The following is a 17,999-nucleotide window of genomic DNA, read 5'->3' as shown; positions in this document are numbered from 1 at the left end:
ATGTTAAGCGGCGGGGCAGGTTTACTTGGGTGCCAAGCCCAGATCGTCGAGTCGTAACAACAACTCGGTACGGCGCTCACGCGCCACCTCACGCCAATCGAGATCGTCTTGCGCGCCGATCAGCGCGTAGAGCAGATTCATGCTGGCGCCCGGCCATTGGCGCTTGAGCCGGGCGTAGAGCTCGATGGCATCCTGCGCGCGCAACTCACTCAGGCTGTGCACACCCAGGGCCGCCAGTTGCGCCCGGCTCTTGGGGCCAAGACCGCGCATTGGCGATGGCTTAGGCTTCACTGGTTCATGCCATCGCCGTGCAAAGCTCCACCAGCGTGCCGTCCGGGCAGCGCACATAGGCGACCGTCTGACCCCAGGGTTTGGTCAGCGGGGGCGTCAAAGCTTGCGCGCCGGCCTTGACGGCACGCTCGAAAGCGGCCGCGACGTCGTCGGTGACCAAGCCTATCTCCATCCCCAAGGGCAGCTTGCTCGCACCAGCGGCGATGTAGTCGCCGCCCATGCTGTCGCGCGCCGTCGCGTGGTCCACAAAGGCCAAGGCCGTGGCGCCGGTCTCAAGCTCGCCATAGCTGCCCGACTCATGCAAAAAGCGCGTAGGCAGAGCAAACGCAACCTCGAAAAAAGCCAAGGACGCCGCTACATCAGCGACATAAACAATCGTGTATGCGAATTTCATCAAGCACTCCGGTTCGGCAAGGCCACGAGTTTGCCAGCCGCCTGCTGACAGCGGCATGTCAGCAGCGCAGATATGCTTGCCAGCATGAAAGTAGTTTTGCAATGAAGGGCCCGATTTCTTGGCCACGCCGGCGCCTGCTGCTGGCCGGGGCCGGCATGGCCGCGTTCCATAGCATGGGCGCACCGGCGAGCCCGGTGCAGCTTGCCCCACTGACCCTGCGGCGGCGCGTCCTGGCCAATGGCCTGGAGTTCATCGCCCTGCCGAATGCGGGTACCGGTACCGGCGCCACGGTCAGCGTGCAGGTCTGGTACCGGGTCGGCTCCAAGGATGATCCGGTCGGCCGCAGCGGCTTTGCGCATCTGTTTGAGCACATGATGTTCAAAAGCACCCGCCATATGGCTAACGAGCAATTCGACCGCATGACGGAGGATGTCGGCGGCAGCAACAATGCCTTCACCACCGAGGACTCGACCGCCTACCACTGCGTCGTGCCGGCCAATCACCTCGAACCCGTTTTGTGGGCCGAGGCCGAGCGCATGTCCAACCTTACCGTGGATCAGGCCAACTTTGACAGCGAGCGTGCCGTCGTCAAAGAGGAATACCGGCAAAACGTGCTGAGTGAGCCCTACGGCCAACTCTTCAATGCGGTGCCCAGCTTTGGCTACCAGACACATCCCTACCGGCGCCCTGTCAGCGGCAATATCGAGGAGTTGGACGCCGCCACTCTGGCCGATGTGAGCGAATTCCACGCCAACTACTACCGCCCGGACAATGCCGTCTTGCTTGTTGCCGGGGCCTTCGATGCGCGCCAGCTTGACGAGGCTGTAAACCATTATTTCGGCAGCATCCCCAGGCCCAGCCGGCCAATCCCGCGCAACAACGTTGTTGAAGCGCGCCGGGTGCTTGATCAAACCTACCGGCTGCCGGCCAGCCAAGCACCGCAGCCGGCCGCCCTATTGATTTGGCAAGGGCCGCGCGCCGACAGCCCGGACGCCATCGTCTGGCAGGTCGCTCAAGCGCTACTGTCGCAGGGAGAGTCGGCGCGTTTGAGCAAGGGGCTGGTCTACAACGGGCAAGTGGCGCAGAGCGTGGGCTTCGAGGCCCAGCTCAATGCCGAAGCCGGCTTATTGGTCGCCCATGCGGTGGCGGCAGGAGGCACAAGCGCCGCCGCACTGGTGGCGCCACTGGCGCGTGAGGTGCAGCGCCTGGCCGAGGAGCCGGTTTCAGCGCGCGAGTTGAACAAGGTCAAGACGCAGTTGATGACCGCCGCCCTGATCAAGCGCCAGACCGCGCAGGGGCTGGCCGAGCTGGCGGGCATGGCGGCGATGCTGCGCGCGGATGCTGCTGCAGCCGAACGCGACTTGGCCGCCTTGCAGGCCGTCAGCGCCGCCGATGTGCAGCGGGTGGTGCGGCGCGACGTGCAACAAGCGGCACGCGTCACACTGCTGTATGGGCCGCCAGCGAGCAGCAAACCGGCGCTCAAGCCAACGCGGGGGCGGGCATGAGTCGGCGCTCTTGGCCACTGATGCGCTTGTTGATGCGATTGTTGATGCGGTTGTTTTGGCCCTTGCTGTTTTTGGCGCTATGCCGGCCGCTGCTCGCACAGGAGGCCGGGTTCGACCGCGCCCCCGAGCCGACGCCAGCGCTGCCCCTGCAACTGCCGGTGTTTGAACAGGCCGCGCTGCCCAACGGCATGCGCTTGGTGGTGATCGAGCGCCGCGGCCTACCCTTGGTGACGGCGATGTTGAGCGTGCAGGCCGGCAGCCTCGCCGACCCGCCGGGCAAAAGCGGTCTGGCGGAGTTGAGCTTTGGCGTGCTCGGCAAAGGGGCCCGGCGCGGCGGCGTCAAGGCCGACGCCACGGCGCTGGCCGATGCGGCCGATGCCCTGGGCAGCGGTCTGGAGATCAGCACCGGCGCGCAGGCCAGCCGCCTGAGCATGACGGTGATGAGCATGCACCTGAACGAAAGCCTGAGCTTGCTGGCCGATGTGCTGCGTGCACCGACCCTGCCGGCGCAGGAAGTCAACAGCAGCCGCCTGCAGTTGCAGCAGGCCATCAAGCAAGAGGCATCCGACCCGATGGCCCTGGCGACCCAGCTGGCTTGGCGGCTTTACTGGGGCGACAGCCCGCCCGGGCGCCTCAGCAGCACGCAGTCACTGGCGCGCATCAAGCGCGAGGATGTGCTGACTTTTTGCCGTGAAAAGTTGCGCCCGGAGCGCACGACGCTGGTGTTGGCGGGCGATGTCGATCTGGCCCAAGGCTTGGCGCTGGCCGAGCGCTACTTTGGCAGTTGGGGCCTGCAACATCCACCTGCGGCGGCCCATCTGCCGCCGCAAGGCAGCCACCCAAGCAGACCCGCGCCAGACGGCGCTCCGGCTCCGCTCGGCCCGCCGATCTTGCTGGTCGACCTGCCGGGCAGCGGCCAGAGCGCGGTCTTGCTGTTTGCGCCCTTCCCAGCCCAGCGCAGCCGCGACAGCGAGCCCGCCCGCGCGCGCATCGCCGCGCTGGCCAGCGCGGTGCTGGGCAGCGGCTATTCCTCACGCGCCAATCAACAGGTGCGGATCAAACGTGGCCTGAGCTACGGCGCCTATAGCAGCGCCGAATCGCTGCCGGCCGGCGGCATGCTGCTGCTGAGCACCCAGACCAAGCACATCAACGCGGCCGAGGCCGCGCAACTGCTGCACAGTGAGTTGTTGGGGCTGGCCCATGAGGCGGTGCCCGCGGATGAATTGCTGGCGCGCCAAAACGGGCTGCTCGGCGACTTTGCTCGCCAGCTGGAAACCACCCAGTCGCTCGCCAGCTTGGCCGCCGAACAGCTCGAGCGCGGCGAGACGCTGGCCGAGCTGGCCGACTACGCCGACCAACTCAAACGCGTCAGCGCAGCGCAGGTGCAGGCCTTCGCGCAGCACTACTGGCCCGCGTCGGCCCTGCGCCTGGTGATCGTGGCGGACCTCAAACAGGCCGGTGCCGGCCTGCGCCAGCAGTACCGGCAGGCCTGGCTGATTCCGGCCGCCGAGCTGGATCTGGGCACGCAGAAGCTGCGCCGCCCGCCGACTCGGCTAAAATGAAGAAGTCATTGGGGAGTAGCCGCAGCACTTTGTGCCGGCCCGCGTCAACATACTTGATCCTTATGATCATGGCGCCGGCAGTAAAAACCTTACCTGGCAAGACCTTTGACCACCTGCACCTGCTTTGCGGCCGGCGTTTGGGTGGTCAATGGTTCATCAAAGCCGGCCGCTAAGGAAACACTTTGGAAGCATTTCTCATCTCCACCGGCGTTGTCGCCCTGGCCGAAATCGGTGACAAGACCCAGTTGCTGGCCTTTTTGCTGGCCGCCCGCTTCCGAAAACCGCTGCCGATCTGCCTGGGCATTTTGGTCGCCACCGTTGCCAACCACGCCTTTGCCGGCGCTTTAGGCGCCTGGATCACGTCTCAGGTCAGCCCCATGACGATGCGCTGGGTCTTGGGCCTGGGCTTTCTGGCGATGGCGGTCTGGACGCTGATTCCCGACAAGATTGACGAAGAGGTCGAAGGCGGAGGCAAGCTCAAGCTGGGTGTCTTCGGCACGACCGTGGTGGCCTTTTTCATGGCCGAGATGGGCGACAAAACGCAGATCGCCACGGTGGCCCTGGCCGCTCAGTTCAATGCCTTCATCGCCGTGGTCGCGGGCACGACCTTGGGCATGATGATCGCGAATGTGCCGGCAGTATTCCTGGGCGACAAAATGGCCGGGCGCATCCCAGTGCGCTTGGTGCACGGCGTCGCCGCGCTGATCTTTGCCGCCATCGGCGTGGCCACCTTGGCCGGCCTGGGCCAAGGACTGGGCTTCTGAGTTTGTTGTCAATCATCGCTATGCGGCAGCGCCAATTGCTGTTTCAATCCCTCTGAACCCGTCGGCGCGCAGCCCTCAAGTTTTGCGCGCCGCGGTCGATGTCCTGAGAGCTTGCATCGCCAGCGCGGGCTACTCGCTAAGTGAATTGTTCAGTCGGCAAGGGGAACTAAAAGATGTCAGAGACTTCACGCGTGCTGCTCGTCGACGATGACGAACTGACCCTGCAAATGCTCGAAGCCACGCTGGAGGACGATTACCAGATCAGCAGCGTCACCAGTGGCGCCGAGGCGCTGGCCCGTTGTGCGGCCGAAACCTTTGATTTGATCGTGCTCGATGTCGACATGCCGGGGCTGGATGGCTACGAAACCTGCCGCCAGCTCAAGGCCAATCCGGACAGCGCCGAGATCCCGGTGATTTTTCATTCGGCCCGCACCAGCATTGATGAGCGCCTGCAGGGTTATGCAGCTGGCGGTGCCGACTATCTGCCCAAGCCCTTCGATGCGGGTGAGTTGATCGCCAAGATTGGCTTGGTACTGGGCAACCGCGCCAAGCAGCGTGAATTGAGCGGGCAACTGGAGGAGACCATGAACGCGGTCTTGTCCACCGCCGACATGATGGGCGAGGCCGGTGTGGTGCTGGAGTTCCAGCGCCAGCTCGGCACCTGCGCCTCTTATCCCGACGTGGCGCAGGCGATATTCGAGGCCCTGCAACGCTACGGCCTCGAAGGCTGCGTGCGCATACAAGGCCGGGCCGAGCTGTTTGCCAGCAACGGCCGCGGACCCTGCAGCGCCTTGGAGAACTCCATCCTCGACCATTTGATCAGTCAAAAGGAAGGCCAACGGATTCGCCCCTTGGGCCCGCATACCGGTTTCGCCTATGGCTCGGTGGTGCTGTTCGTACGCAATCTGCGCATGGACCGTGGCGACAGCACGATGGAACGCAGCGAGTCGGAGCGCATGGGGCGCGCAATCGACAATGTGGCGATGCTGGTCGAAGGCGCGATCGTGCGCGTGGCGGCACTCGACACCGAATTGGCCAGCCGCGACTTGGCCGATGTGCGCCATCTGGTAAGCATGACGCGCGGCGCCTTGACCGACATTTCCGCGCGCAGCCAAGCCCAGCGCATGGAGATTCAGCGCGCGTTCGAGGAACTGACCGAAGAGGTGGAACTCAGCTTCGTCAAGCTGGGCCTGACCGACGATCAAGAAAACTTCCTGAGCAACATCATCAAGAAGCAAGCCGCCAAGGTGATGGGCTCCTTGGACCAGAGCCAAGAAGTCGAACAGTTTCTCGGCCGGGTGATTCACAAGCTGAATCAACACGGTTGAGGCCGCAAGCCTAGGAGGCACAGGCAATGGCCGGGCCAATTGACGAAACCGTTGAATTGCCCGACGGCCTGCCCGTCGATCAACGCTTTCGGAGTCTGGGTGATCTGAACAGCAAGTTAGTCGAGCAGATCTCGCGCAGCGCCTATGCGCTTTTGGGGATGATGATGGCGGCCGCCACGCTGCATCTGCTGGCCAGCGCCCTGCAGACGGACCAAAGCTGGTCGGAGCGCTGGGTCAATATGCGTACCGCCGGCAGTATTTGGGCGCTGTCGCTTGTTGCCTTCGGCCTGGCGCGCCTGTTCGGCATCCGCACGGCGGCAGCGTTTTTCAGCTGGTCCACGATGCTGGTCTTGTTCGGATCGGCCACGCTGTCGGGTTTGGGACTGCAAGCACCGGGCTTGGTCGGCGTGATGGCCTTGCTGGTTGTCATGGGCCTGTTGGTCGGCACCGGCTCCGCAAAATTGGCCACGGCCTTGGCCGTACTCGGCTACCTGGCCCTTTGGCAACTCGAGGCACAGGGCTGGATCACGGGCGCTGCGGCCGAGCCTTCCGGCATGATGCCCTCCTCCGCCAGCCACGCGGTGGTCTACATCGCCACCAGCATCATTCTGGGCTGGTTGGTGGCGCGTTACAGCGCCCTGTTTTGGGACGTCACCTCTTCCCTTGAAGGCTCACGCCGCTTGCTGGCCGAGACCGTGCGCGCGCAACAGCTGGCCGCGCAAGACCTGCGTGACAGCGAGGAACGCCTGCGCATCCTGCTCGACAGCTCGCTCACCTGCATACAGATTCTCGAAGGCGACAGCGGCGCGCTGCGCTTCGCTAACGCGCAGACGCTGCGGGCCTATGGTTGCGCAAGAGTGCTGGAACTGGACTTCAGTCTGATTTGCCCCGGCGAGCCCTATTCCAAAGACCGGCTGATGCAACGCGTGCGCCGCGCGGTGGATGAGGGGGCTCAATACTTCGAATGGCAGTCCAAGCGGCTCGATGGCGCGCCGGTCTGGTGGGACATCAAGATGGAGCGCCTGCTGCTGGGCGAAGAGTCCTGTGTGGTGGTCTTCGGCCATGACATCACCGCCCGGGTGCGCGCCGAGGCTGAGCTGCGCATCAGCCGCACCCGCTTGGAAGACGAGGTGCGCGAGCGCACGACCGAACTGGTGACCGAGAAGCTGTTGATCCAAAGCATTCTCGAAGCGCTGCCCATCACGCTCAGCATTCGCGACCTGCAGGGCCGCTACACGCTCGTCAACCGCAGCTTCGAGCGCGCCACTGGCATGCAAAGGCAAGCGGTCTTGGGCAATACAGCGCGCGACATCTTCCCCGCCGCGATTGCCGCCGAGATCGCCGACACCGACGCCCGCCTGATGGCCGGAGCAGGCAGTTTGACCGTCGAGCGGCAGATGGGCGAGGCCAAGGTCGGCGGCAATGACTACTTGATCACCACCGTGCCGCTGCTGGACGCGCAGGAGCGACCGATCGCGGTGCTCAATCTTGGCACCGAGATCAGCTCCTTGAAACGCCTGCAACGCGAGCTCAGCCTGGCCAAAGACGAGGCGGAGCGCCTGGCGCTGGCCAAGAGTGACTTCTTGGCCAATATGAGCCACGAAATCCGCACCCCCTTGAACGCGGTTCTGGGTCTGGCCCAGCTGGGCATCGGGCGCAGCGCCGACCCGGTGGCGGCGCGCAGCGGCTTTGAGCGCATCGTGCGTTCGGGCCGGCATTTGCTCGGCGTCATCAACGACATTCTGGACTACTCCAAGGTCGAAAGCGGCAAGCTCGATATCGAGAACCTGCCCTGCAATCTCAGCCATTTGGTCAAAGAAGTGCTGGAGTTGGTGTCCGAGCGCGCCGACGCCAAGAACCTGCGCCTGCGCGTCGAGTACAAGGCGACCCAGGACTGGGTGATGCTGGACACCTTGCGGGCGACCCAGATTCTTGTCAACTTGCTGTCTAACGCGATCAAGTTCACCGACAAAGGCCGCGTGGTGCTGAGCGTCGAGCAAGGCGAGGGGCGCTTGCTGTTCGCCGTCACCGACACCGGCGTTGGGCTCTCGCCCGAGCAGCAATCCCGCGTCTTCACCGCGTTCGAGCAGGCTGATTCCTCCACCACGCGCAAATTCGGTGGCACCGGCCTAGGTCTGAGCATCAGCAGCCAGCTGGCAACGGCCATGGGCGGCAGCATCACGGTGAGCAGCGAGTTGGGCGTCGGATCTTGCTTCACGCTGGACCTGCCCTGTGTACATGCCAAGCCCGAGCCGGCCGCAGCCGCGCCCGAGCCCACGACGACACCAGAGTCAGGGCCCGGGCCTACGGACCCTGGCGCCAGCATCAGTTTCAGCACCAGCACCGACTCACGCGCCGAGATTGACGCCGGCAAAGCAATGCCGCTGCGCGGCTTGCGTCTCTTGATCACCGATGATGTGGACATCAATCGTGAGATTTTGCAAGACATGCTGAGCGCCTTGGGCGCCGACGTGGTGAGCGCCGACGGTGGCGCGCAGGCGCTGCTGCATCTGCGGGAGGTCGGCCCTGGCGGCTTTGATTTGGTGCTGATGGACGTGCAGATGCCTGACATGGACGGCTATGAAGCAACCCGACTGATTCACCAGCTAGCACCCAAACTCAAGGTGCTGGCGCTGACGGCGCACGCCCTGCCCGAGGAGCGGCGGCGCTGCCTGGCCGCCGGCATGGTCGCCCATGTGACCAAGCCGATCGACCAGGCCGAGTTGCTGCGGGTGCTGTTGGCGCAGTCAGATGGCCTGCCCAGACGCGCCGCTGATGATGCGCAAGTGCATTCGCCAATTACGGCCACAATTACGCCACCAATTTCGGCGCCCATCGCTGCCCCCCCGCCGACAAACAGTCGCGCCACCCCATGGCCCGAGCTTGCAGGCACCGACTTTGCCGCCGCGCTGACCCGTTGTGCCGGTCGACAGGAGCTCTTGGCCAAGCTGCTGGGCACCTTTGCCAAGCAATACGCGCAGCACCAAACCCTGTTCGAAGAAGCCCAGGCCACCGGCCTGCCGGCGCTGTGCAGTGCGGCGCACCGGCTCAAAGGTTTGGCCGGCAATTTGGGCCTGATCGGCTTGGCCGAACGGGCCACTGCCCTCGAAACCGCGAGCGGCGCTCAAGGCGACACCGGCCAAATACCGGCCGCGCTGAGGGACATGAACGCCGAACTCGTGGCCATCGTCGAGGTGATTGCCGCTTGGCATCGGCGTTATACCCAAGCGTCAGACTGACTCCGTCCAGAGCTCGGCCTACGCTCGAGCCGGCCTGCCCGCCAGAAATCTGGCCTAGGGAGCAGTGCCCAAAGTCACCGACTTCATCCAAGTTCGATGCGAAAAGGCAACTCGAAGGGTTTGTACCGGTGCTCAGTGCTTGGAGCCGGCTGAAGAATGCACGCACCGCACTTTACGGTCCGGACCCAAGCACCGCTTGGCCCACAGAGGCCATCGGCAACGCACTAACACCATCTATAAACAGGAGTGCTCGATGTTAAAAACAACCCGACTTAGCGCCGCCCTCGCATTGATATATGCAGGCGGATTGGCCATCACCGGCTCAGCCGCGATGGCTCAGGAAAGCCTTGAACGCGTCTCGGTGACCGGCTCGTCGATCAAGCGACTGGACGCCGAAACCGCGCTGCCGGTGACCGTGATCACCCGCGCGCAAATCGAAGCCTCGGGCGCCACCAATACCGAAGACCTGCTGCGCCGCGTGTCGGCCAATTCGGCAATGGTCTCCGACACCGGTCAAGGTACTGGCTACGGCACCTCGAACGCCAATTTGCGCGGCCTGGGCCCGAATTCGACCTTGGTTCTGCTGAACGGCCGGCGTCTGGCCAATCACCCCTTCGGCAATATCGGCGGCGCAGCCTCGGTCGACCTGAACAGCATCCCCTTCGCCGCGATCGAGCGGATTGAAGTTCTGCGCGATGGCGCATCGGCCGTGTACGGTAGCGACGCGGTCGCCGGCGTGATCAACTTCATCACCCGCAAGGACTATCGCAATGGCGAAGTGTCGGTGCGCTACGGCAATACCGAAGCTGGCATCGGCGGCACCGAAAAGGGTGCCACCGTGGCGGTCGGTTTTGGCGATATGGCCAGCGATGGTTTCAACATTTTGCTGACCGGCAATGTGCAGAAAAACAGCCGCATCAAGTCGATTGACCAGGGCTTCTACAACCGCGGCGTGACGCAAATTCCAGGCTCGGATCCACCATCGTCGAGCGCACCTTTCCCGGGCTATATCGAAGGCCTGATCGGGCCCGGCGCTTACCCCGAGTATCCCGATCCACGCTTTACCCAGTGCGGAGAGCCAACCTCCTTTGTCGTGGTGCGCAGCCCATCGCCTAACGGCCTAGAGCGCCGGACCTGCCGCTTTATTTACGCGGCCACTCTGGACAATATGCCCGATCAGGACAAGTACGACGCCTTCGGTCGCCTGACTTACAACCTGAGCAAGGATCACCAGCTCTTTGTTGAGGGCTCCTACGCCTCCAACCACGGCATCGGCCGAGTTGCCCCGACGCCGATTCGCGAGGGCTTTGGTCCCTTCAACGCCGAGAAGTTTGCGTTTGAACCGGTCTTGATGCCGGTCACCAGCAAGTACTACCCGCGTGATATTTTGACCAAGCTGGGCTACACCGTGCCCGCAACCGGCATGGAAGGCATCGCGCTGCGCGCCATCCCCGCCGGCAACCGCATCAGCGACAACACCAACACGCAAGCTCGTTTTGTGATTGGCTCCAGCGGCGTGCTGGGCGGCTGGGACTATGACACCGGCTTCAACTATGCCCAAGCCAAGGGCCTGCTCGACTACAAGGGCTATATCAACGAAGACCGCTTCTTGAAGGCGCTGGCGACCGGCAACCTGAACCCCTTCGGCCCAGGCGACGCTGCCAGCGACGCGCTGTGGAAGTCGGCCGCGATGGAAGGCAAGATGCGTGAGTCCAAGAGCACCGTCACCGCCTTTGACTTCAAGGTCAGCAAGGAATTGATGGCAATGGCAGGCGGCAATATGGGCCTGGCCACCGGATTTGACGTGCGCCGCGAAGAGGCTGACGACAAGCCGCTGAACGCCGAATACGCAGCCGGCAAGCATATCGGCGGCGAGGGCACAGTGCCCCACACCACGGCATCGCGCGATTTGGCCGCTGTGTTTGCCGAGTTGAACATGCCGTTTGCCAAGGGTTGGGAAGCCGGTCTGGCAGCCCGTTATGACCATTACAGCGACTTCGGCTCAACCTTCAACCCGCGCGCTTCCTTGCGCTTCCAGCCGACCAAGGCCTTGATGCTGCGTACCGCTTACGGCACCGGTTTCCGCGCGCCAACGCTGTGGGACGTCAACTCGCCACCGTCGTTCTCGAACACCGCCGACTCGGTGACCGATCCAGCTTGTCCGGATCCAGCCGAATTGGGTGGACGCTGCAATACGCAGGTGCCGACCAAGTCTTCCGCTTCCTCAAGCCTGAAGCCAGAAACCAGCAAGCAGTTCACTGCCGGTTTGGTGTTCGAGCCGGCCAAGGAAGTATCTTTGACGCTGGACTACTGGAACATCAACAAGAAGGACACCATCGGCGTGATCGCCGCCGACACCTTGCTGACGACACCCGATTTGCTGAAGAAATTCGGCAGCCGCGTCAAACGCAATGCAGCCGGCTTCATCTTGTTTGTTGAGACCCCGGTGGACAATCTGGGTGACTTGAAGATGTCGGGCTTCGACGTTGATGTGCGTGGCCGTATCGCCTTGAGCGAAGGCAGCGGTCGCATCAACCTGGGTCTTGCCGGCTCCTATGTCGCCAACTACGACGCGCAAAAGTACACGGGCGGGGCAACCGGCAAGTTTGCCGGCACCGGCGGCGACAGCACGATTGCTCCAGTCCCGCGCTGGCAGCACACGCTGAGCGCCGAATGGCAGTACAGCGCCTTCAGTTTCATGGTGGAGAACGTCTACACCCGCGGCTGGACCGAGTCGGCTGCTTCGGTGGGCGCCAATGTGGGGGTTGAAGTAGCACACCGTGTCAGCAATAGCGACCGCTTCAATATGTCGGCGGCCTACAAGGGCATCAAAAACGTGACCGCTCGTCTGGGCATTCGCAATGTGTTTGATTCCGAGCCGCCTTACACGGCCTCTTCGTCCTATGGTTCGCACGCAGCGGGCTACGCGGCTTCGTTCACCGACCCACGTGGACGTTTCTGGTACGGCAGCCTGGCCTATCAGTTCAAGTAATCGGTATTTAGCTTGACCCCCAAGCCCCGGCGGATTGCTCCGCCGGGGCTTTTTTTGCGTTTGCGCTTCAAGTCGCGCAAGCCTGCCTGACCGCGCGCTCCCAGTTCGCCATCAATTCTTGAGCGCGTTCGCGTGGCAGGGTCGGACGGAACACCCGCTCGGCCTGCCAATGGCCCTCGAGTTCCTTCAAGTCCCGGTAAACACCGCAGCTCAGCCCGGCCAGATAGGCGGCGCCCAATGCGGTGGTCTCGATCACACGCGGGCGTACGACCGGAATACCAAGCAAATCGGCTTGAAATTGCATCAAGAGGTTGTTGACGCAGGCGCCACCGTCAACGCGCAACTCGCTCACCGCAGCACCGCCCCCCGCCACCGCATCCAGGCTCATGGCCTGCAGCAGGGCCGCGCTCTGGAAGGCAATGCTTTCCAGCGCAGCACGCGCAATATGAGCCAGCGTCGAGCCCCTGGTCAGGCCAACGATGGCGCCGCGTGCCGCAGCGTTCCAATAGGGTGCGCCCAGGCCGGTGAAGGCAGGCACAAACATCACGCCTCCGGCATCGGGCACGCTCTCGGCCAAGCTCTGCACCTCGCCACTGCCTTTAATCGCCTGCAAGCCGTCGCGCAGCCATTGCACCACCGCGCCACCGATGAAGACGCTACCCTCTAGCGCGAACTCCGGTGTAGTGCCGATCTGCGCCGCGCTGGTCGTGATCAAACCATTGGCCGAGGTTTGGAACTGCCCTCCGCTGTGCATCAGCATGAAGCAGCCAGTGCCATAGGTGTTCTTGGCCATACCGGCCTTGAAGCAGGCCTGGCCAAATAGCGCCGCCTGCTGATCACCAGCGATGCCGCCGATGAGGATCTCGCCGCCCAGATGTTCGGCGGCCACGACGCCAAACTGATGCGAAGACGGATGCACTTCGGGCAGCACCGAGGGCGGGATATCCAGCGCTGCCAGTAACTCCTCATCCCAGCGGTTTGTGCGAACATTGAACAGCATGGTGCGCGAGGCATTGCTGACGTCGGTGGCGTGTACCGCGCCATTCGTCAGCTGCCAGACCAACCAACAATCGATGGTGCCAAAGGCCAGTTCGCCGCGCTCGGCCTGGGCGCGCGCGCCCGGCACATGATCAAGCAGCCATTTCAATTTGCTCGCTGAGAAATAGGCGTCAATCACCAAACCGGTCTTGCGCTGCACCAGCGGGGTCAGGCCTTGCTCGCGCAGCGCGGCGCAGGTCGGCTCGGCGCGGCGGTCTTGCCAGACCAAGGCGTGATGGATAGGCAGGCCGGTTTTGCGGTTCCACAGCACCGTGGTTTCACGTTGGTTGGTGATGCCCAGCGCCTTGATGTCGGCGGCGCGCAGGCCAGCCTTGGCGAGCGCCTCGCGAGCAGTGGCGAGCTGACCCTGCCAAATTTCCATCGCGTCGTGCTCGACCTGACCCGGCTGCGGGAATATCTGCCGCAACTCGCGCTGCGCCATCGCAACGATCTGGCCCTTGCCGTCAAAGACGATGGCGCGTGAACTGGAGGTACCTTGGTCGAGCGCGAGCAGATAAGTCATCGATGTTGCCTTAGAGTAGGGCGATGGAAGAACATTTTGACGTATTGGTGGTCGGTGGCGGCATCAACGGCGCCGGCATCGCACGCGACCTGGCCGGGCGTGGCTGGAAGGTCATGCTGGCCGAAGCCTCGGACTTTGCCGCCCATACCTCGTCGAGCAGCACCAAGCTGATTCACGGTGGCCTGCGCTACCTGGAGTATTACGAGTTCTCGCTGGTGCGCAAGGCGCTGCAAGAACGTGAGGTCTTGCTCAAGAGTGCGCCGCACATCATCTGGCCGCTGCGCTTTGTGATGCCGCATGACGCCGCCATGCGGCCGGCCTGGATGGTGCGCCTCGGGCTCTTCCTCTACGACCACCTGGCCCGCCGCGAGGTGCTGCCCGGCTCTTGCGGTGTCAATCTGCGCAGCTCCAAGCTGGGCGAGCCCTTGAAGGCGCAGTACAAGCGCGGCTTCATCTACTCGGATGGCTGGGTCGATGACGCGCGGCTGGTGCTGCTGAATGCGCTGGATGCGCGCGACAAAGGCGCGAAGTTGCTGACACGCAGCCCGGTTACTTCGGTGCAGCGCGACGCGCAAGGCTGGACCGCCCAGATTGCCACGCCTGAGGGCGGGCGCCAGGTGCGCGCCCGCGCCTTGGTCAATGCCGCCGGCCCCTGGGCCGAGAGCTTTCTGCGCCAGGTAGCCAAGCCGGCGCAGGGCGAGGCCTTGGCGACCAAGCATCTACGCCTGGTCAAAGGCAGCCACATCATCGTCAAGCGCTGCTTCGAGCATGACCATGCCTATATTTTTCAGAACCCGGACAAGCGCATCGTCTTTGCCATCCCCTATGAAGGCGATTACACGCTGATCGGAACCACCGATGTAGAGCTGGCACCCACCGCGCTGGACGGCTTCGCCAAGGCCAGCATAGATGCCAACGAAACGGCCTATCTGTGTGAACAAGCGAGCCGCTACTTCACGCGGCCAGTGACGCCGTCCGATGTGGTGTGGAGTTATGCGGGTGTGCGTCCGCTGCTGGATGATGCCTCGGGCGACCCTTCGGCGGTCACGCGCGACTATCTGCTGGAGACGAATACCGAAGCCGCGCCACTGCTGAGTGTCTGGGGCGGAAAGATCACCACCTTTCGTAAGCTGGCCGAGGATGCGGCCGACTTGATCGGCCAGATGCTGGGAGACAAACGCGCGCCCTGGACTGAAAAGAGCTATTTGCCCGGCGGCGATCTGCGCGAATGGATAGGCGCGCCTATTCGACCGGACAGCGACTTTGAGCGCTTTGTTGCCGTCGTCGAGCAACGTTACGACTTTCTCGGCCACAAGCTGGCGCGGCGCTTGGCCCGGGCCTATGGCTCCAGGCTTAACCGTGTGCTGGGCACGGCGGCCCGCCTCAGTGACTTGGGGCAAGAGCTGGCGCCGGGCCTGTACGCGATAGAGCTGCGCTATCTACAGCGCGAAGAATGGGCGATGAGCGCGGACGATGTGCTGTGGCGCCGCTCCAAGCTGGGCCTGCATTACAGCGAGGCCGAGCGGGCTGCGGTGGCCGCCTGGTTCAAGCACAACCCAATCTAGTTCTGTTCGGCAACACCGCCGGCGCAGCCGGCGTCCAGCGAAAAACAGCGCTTAGCGCCCATCAAACGCTACTCGGAGTAGCGTTTTTCGACACTCCCTCGCCTGGCGCCCAAAGTACCCCTAACCCAGGCAGACTGCGGCAACTTTTGAGTTCTTGAGGGAATCTATGTACAGCCGCAGCAGTTCGCAACACCAGCACAGGGCCGGCCTTCGCGCCGCGCCGCGCCGCCAATATCTGCCCCTGGCCATCTGGGCCATCTGGGGCAGCATCCTCGCCCCCTTAGGCTCGGCCCACGCGAGCGAAGAAGGTGCCAAGAAAGATGAGACTGAGCAGTTGGCGCCGGTGATCGTTCAATCCAACCGGGTGCCGGTCAGCAAGACGGTCATGAGCGGCGAAGAGCTGGGCCGGGTGGCCGGCACCAGCGGCGACCCCATGCGCGCATTGCAAAGCTTGCCCGGCGTGGTGGCCACCAGCGACAGCAATGCCGCGCCGGCCATTCGCGGCTCGCGCCCCGGCGACAACGCCTACTACATAGACTTTCTGCCGGTCGGCTATGTCTACCATTTAGGCGGTTATTTGAGTACCGTGCATCCGGAGCTGGTCAAGCAGTTTGAGCTCTACACCGGCGCCTTTGGGCCAGAGTTCGACGATGTGCATGGTGGCATCGTCGACATCAGCTTGCGCCAACCGCGCAATGACCGCCTGGGCGGGCAGATCCGCGTCGGTGCGTTGGGGGCGGATGTCTTGGTCGAAGGCCCGGTGACCGAGAACCAGAGCTTCTACTTCGCCGCCAAAAAGAGCTATATCGACCTGCTGATACGCGGCAAGCAGACCGACAAAGACAGCGGTGTGATCTACACCATGCCCAAGTTTCAGGACTACCAGGGCAAGTACAGCTGGCGCCTCAACGAGAGCAATACGCTGAGCTTTCACGCCACCGGCGCGCAAGACCAGATCAAATTCACGGTGCCGGCCGATACCGATATGGCCATCCAGGACCCGGCCCTGGCCGGTGACTCCAAGTCCAAGGAGTCCAGCAACACACAGGCGGTGGTGTGGGACAACAAACTGAATGCGCGCGTCAGCAACAAGCTGGCCGTCGGCCATATGGATTCGCACAGCAAAGGCAAGTTTGGCTCTGCAGCGGATGCCGACGTCAAGGTCGATAACTTCTTCGTACGCGACCAGCTGCGCCTGCGCCTGGGCGAAGACCACGATGTGGCCTTGGGCACGATTTTGTTCGCGCAGAAATACAAGCTCGACCTTGATCTGCTCGACGCGCGCTGCACCGAATTCGATCCGGCTTGTGACTTGACCAGTGCCGAGCGCAAAAAGTTCAAAGACGAGCTGAAGGTCAATTACGCGATTTTCTATGCCAAGGACCGCTGGCAGCTCACGCCGGAGTTGGCCGCCACCGCCGGCCTGCATTTCACGCGCGATGGCTATTTGAACCGCAACTACACCGAGCCGCGCCTGGGCCTGGAATGGCGAGCCTTCAAGAACACCACCTTCAATATGGGCTGGGGAAAACATAACCAGTTCCCCGATGGCCTGCAGGTCTTGCAGAACTTCGGCAACCCCAAGCTCGGCCATATGCAGGCCACCCATTCGGTGCTGGGCGTCAGCCAGGCCTTGGCCGATGGCTGGTCGGTCAAGACCGAGGTCTACCAGAAGAAGTTCGACAACTTCGTGATCGCCGACCCCAAGCTGAACTACGTCAACGGCGGCAGCGGCGACGCCAGCGGGGTCGAGCTGTTCATCAAGAAAGATGCCCTCGCCAACGCCAAGCTGTCGGGCTGGCTCTCGGTCAGCCTGGCCAAGGCACGCCGCCAGAACGACGTGACCGGCCATGAGTTCAAGTTCGAATATGACCAGCCGGTCGTAGTCAATCTGGTGGGCAATTACAAGTACTCGGACAAATGGCAGTTTGGCGCCAAGTGGAGCTATCACAGCGGCAACTTATTCACCCCGGTGGTCGGCACCGGGACTCATCCGGATGGGCGCGTCAAGCCCATTTATGGCGAGCTGAACTCCGAGCGCCTGCCCAACTATCACCGCCTGGATCTGCGCGTCGACCAAGTCGTCTCACCGACCTTGAGCTTCTACTACGAGCTGCTCAATGCCTACGCGCAGAAGAACATCTCGGGCTACACCTATACGGCCGACTACAAAAAGCGCAGAGCCAATGTCGAACTCGGGATCACGCCCAATGTCGGGCTGGATTACAAGTTCTGAGCCGCCTCAATGGCCGTGATTGCAGCCCGGGCCATGCACATGCCCGGCATGGCCATGGTCGTGATCGTGTGAATGCCCATGCTGGTGCGCGATCACCTCGGGCAGCTGACTGAGCAAGGGCAGCGGGTCGAACGGCGCCTCCAGCGGCGCCAAGGCAAAGTCTTGGCGCTCCAGCCACTGCGCTAACTCCGGATCTCCCGGCAAGCGCAGATGGTCGTCGGCGGCCTCCATATGCACATGCATTTCGCCCAGTTGATGGGTCAGCCGGAACAAGTCGGCCAGGCTTTGCTTGGCCGACGCGCGCACCTCCAGCAAGGCCTCTGGCGCCGCTTCGACACGCAGGAGCGAGCCATCTTCGGCCACCAGCACATCGCCATCGCGCAAGGTCGTGCCGACGGGAAGGCGCAAACCCAGCTCGGCGCCTTGGCCGTCGCTCAAGTTGGCTTCGTGATGTTGGCGAGCGGCAAAAGGCAGCGATAACACGCCGGCACGCTTGAGCAAAACCGGCGCCAGCCCGGCGCCTTGAGGAAGCAATTTATTGATGATCAGCATAGGGATGGTT

At 63.1% G+C, this 17,999-nt stretch carries 12 protein-coding genes and 1 riboswitch; of the genes, 8 read left to right on the top strand and 4 right to left on the bottom strand.

Going from position 1 to position 17,999, the window contains the following annotated elements; all coding sequences use genetic code 11:
- Nucleotides 1-21 precede the first annotated feature (21 nt).
- Together PRZ03_RS01185 and PRZ03_RS01180 are read right to left on the bottom strand one after the other, a co-directional pair.
- Complete coding sequence (locus PRZ03_RS01185) at nucleotides 22-270, bottom strand: TfoX/Sxy family DNA transformation protein (protein WP_273598644.1); 249 nt, start codon at nucleotides 268-270, stop codon at nucleotides 22-24.
- A 25-nt stretch (nucleotides 271-295) separates the two neighbouring features.
- Nucleotides 296-685 (bottom strand): VOC family protein, encoded by a 390-nt coding sequence (locus PRZ03_RS01180; protein WP_273598643.1) that lies wholly within the window; start codon nucleotides 683-685, stop codon nucleotides 296-298.
- A 101-nt stretch (nucleotides 686-786) separates the two neighbouring features.
- On the opposite strand from PRZ03_RS01180, the gene PRZ03_RS01175 reads away from it, so the two are divergent.
- From PRZ03_RS01175 to PRZ03_RS01150, 6 genes are all read left to right on the top strand, one after another.
- Complete coding sequence (locus PRZ03_RS01175; protein ID WP_273598642.1) at nucleotides 787-2,190, top strand: M16 family metallopeptidase; 1,404 nt, start codon at nucleotides 787-789, stop codon at nucleotides 2,188-2,190.
- A gap of 44 nt (nucleotides 2,191-2,234) precedes the next feature.
- Entirely contained in the window at nucleotides 2,235-3,752 is a 1,518-nt protein-coding gene (locus PRZ03_RS01170) for a M16 family metallopeptidase (RefSeq protein ID WP_273598641.1), read from the top strand.
- Nucleotides 3,751-3,920: riboswitch (yybP-ykoY riboswitch) on the top strand. It overlaps the preceding gene by 2 nt.
- 14 nt (nucleotides 3,921-3,934) lie before the next feature.
- On the top strand, nucleotides 3,935-4,516 hold the full coding sequence (locus PRZ03_RS01165; protein ID WP_273598640.1) for a TMEM165/GDT1 family protein: 582 nt from the start codon (nucleotides 3,935-3,937) through the stop codon (nucleotides 4,514-4,516).
- Nucleotides 4,517-4,689: 173 nt separating this feature from the next.
- On the top strand, nucleotides 4,690-5,844 hold the full coding sequence (locus tag PRZ03_RS01160; RefSeq protein ID WP_263535033.1) for a response regulator: 1,155 nt from the start codon (nucleotides 4,690-4,692) through the stop codon (nucleotides 5,842-5,844).
- A 26-nt stretch (nucleotides 5,845-5,870) separates the two neighbouring features.
- Nucleotides 5,871-9,083: an ATP-binding protein gene (locus PRZ03_RS01155; RefSeq protein ID WP_273598639.1), complete on the top strand. Its 3,213-nt coding sequence runs from the start codon at nucleotides 5,871-5,873 to the stop codon at nucleotides 9,081-9,083.
- 253 nt (nucleotides 9,084-9,336) lie between these two features.
- A complete protein-coding gene (locus PRZ03_RS01150; RefSeq protein ID WP_273598638.1) occupies nucleotides 9,337-12,075 on the top strand; it encodes a TonB-dependent receptor in 2,739 nt (912 codons plus the stop codon).
- 67 nt (nucleotides 12,076-12,142) lie between these two features.
- Here the strand turns inward: PRZ03_RS01150 and glpK are convergent, their stop codons facing one another.
- Nucleotides 12,143-13,636: a glycerol kinase GlpK gene (gene glpK / locus PRZ03_RS01145; RefSeq protein WP_273598637.1), complete on the bottom strand. Its 1,494-nt coding sequence runs from the start codon at nucleotides 13,634-13,636 to the stop codon at nucleotides 12,143-12,145.
- 23 nt (nucleotides 13,637-13,659) lie between these two features.
- Between glpK and glpD the strand changes: the two genes are divergently transcribed.
- Both glpD and PRZ03_RS01135 read left to right on the top strand, forming a co-directional pair.
- Nucleotides 13,660-15,201: a glycerol-3-phosphate dehydrogenase gene (gene glpD, locus PRZ03_RS01140; protein WP_273598636.1), complete on the top strand. Its 1,542-nt coding sequence runs from the start codon at nucleotides 13,660-13,662 to the stop codon at nucleotides 15,199-15,201.
- A gap of 166 nt (nucleotides 15,202-15,367) precedes the next feature.
- Nucleotides 15,368-17,437: a TonB-dependent receptor plug domain-containing protein gene (locus tag PRZ03_RS01135; protein ID WP_273598635.1), complete on the top strand. Its 2,070-nt coding sequence runs from the start codon at nucleotides 15,368-15,370 to the stop codon at nucleotides 17,435-17,437.
- A gap of 6 nt (nucleotides 17,438-17,443) precedes the next feature.
- Here PRZ03_RS01135 and PRZ03_RS01130 read toward each other — a convergent pair whose 3' ends face one another.
- Nucleotides 17,444-17,989, bottom strand: a complete 546-nt coding sequence (locus PRZ03_RS01130) for an urease accessory protein UreE (RefSeq protein WP_273598634.1) — start codon at nucleotides 17,987-17,989, stop codon at nucleotides 17,444-17,446.
- Nucleotides 17,990-17,999 lie beyond the last annotated feature (10 nt).

The sequence above is a fragment of the Roseateles albus genome (assembly GCF_028595345.1).
Lineage (GTDB): Bacteria > Pseudomonadota > Gammaproteobacteria > Burkholderiales > Burkholderiaceae_C > Paucibacter_A > Paucibacter_A albus.
This window is presented reverse-complemented; position numbering and strand designations above follow the sequence as displayed.

Excerpts from the sequence above, each read along its gene's own strand:
- PRZ03_RS01170 (WP_273598641.1), top strand. The coding sequence starts at position 2,235 with ATGCGGTTGTTTTGGCCCTTGCTGTTTTTGGCGCTATGCCGGCCGCTG.
- PRZ03_RS01160 (WP_263535033.1), top strand. The coding sequence starts at position 4,690 with ATGTCAGAGACTTCACGCGTGCTGCTCGTCGACGATGACGAACTGACC.
- PRZ03_RS01155 (WP_273598639.1), top strand. The coding sequence starts at position 5,871 with ATGGCCGGGCCAATTGACGAAACCGTTGAATTGCCCGACGGCCTGCCC.
- PRZ03_RS01130 (WP_273598634.1), bottom strand. The coding sequence starts at position 17,989 with ATGCTGATCATCAATAAATTGCTTCCTCAAGGCGCCGGGCTGGCGCCG.
- PRZ03_RS01175 (WP_273598642.1), top strand. The coding sequence starts at position 787 with ATGAAGGGCCCGATTTCTTGGCCACGCCGGCGCCTGCTGCTGGCCGGG.
- PRZ03_RS01185 (WP_273598644.1), bottom strand. The coding sequence starts at position 270 with ATGCGCGGTCTTGGCCCCAAGAGCCGGGCGCAACTGGCGGCCCTGGGT.
- PRZ03_RS01180 (WP_273598643.1), bottom strand. The coding sequence starts at position 685 with ATGAAATTCGCATACACGATTGTTTATGTCGCTGATGTAGCGGCGTCC.
- PRZ03_RS01150 (WP_273598638.1), top strand. The coding sequence starts at position 9,337 with ATGTTAAAAACAACCCGACTTAGCGCCGCCCTCGCATTGATATATGCA.
- glpD (WP_273598636.1), top strand. The coding sequence starts at position 13,660 with ATGGAAGAACATTTTGACGTATTGGTGGTCGGTGGCGGCATCAACGGC.
- PRZ03_RS01135 (WP_273598635.1), top strand. The coding sequence starts at position 15,368 with ATGTACAGCCGCAGCAGTTCGCAACACCAGCACAGGGCCGGCCTTCGC.
- glpK (WP_273598637.1), bottom strand. The coding sequence starts at position 13,636 with ATGACTTATCTGCTCGCGCTCGACCAAGGTACCTCCAGTTCACGCGCC.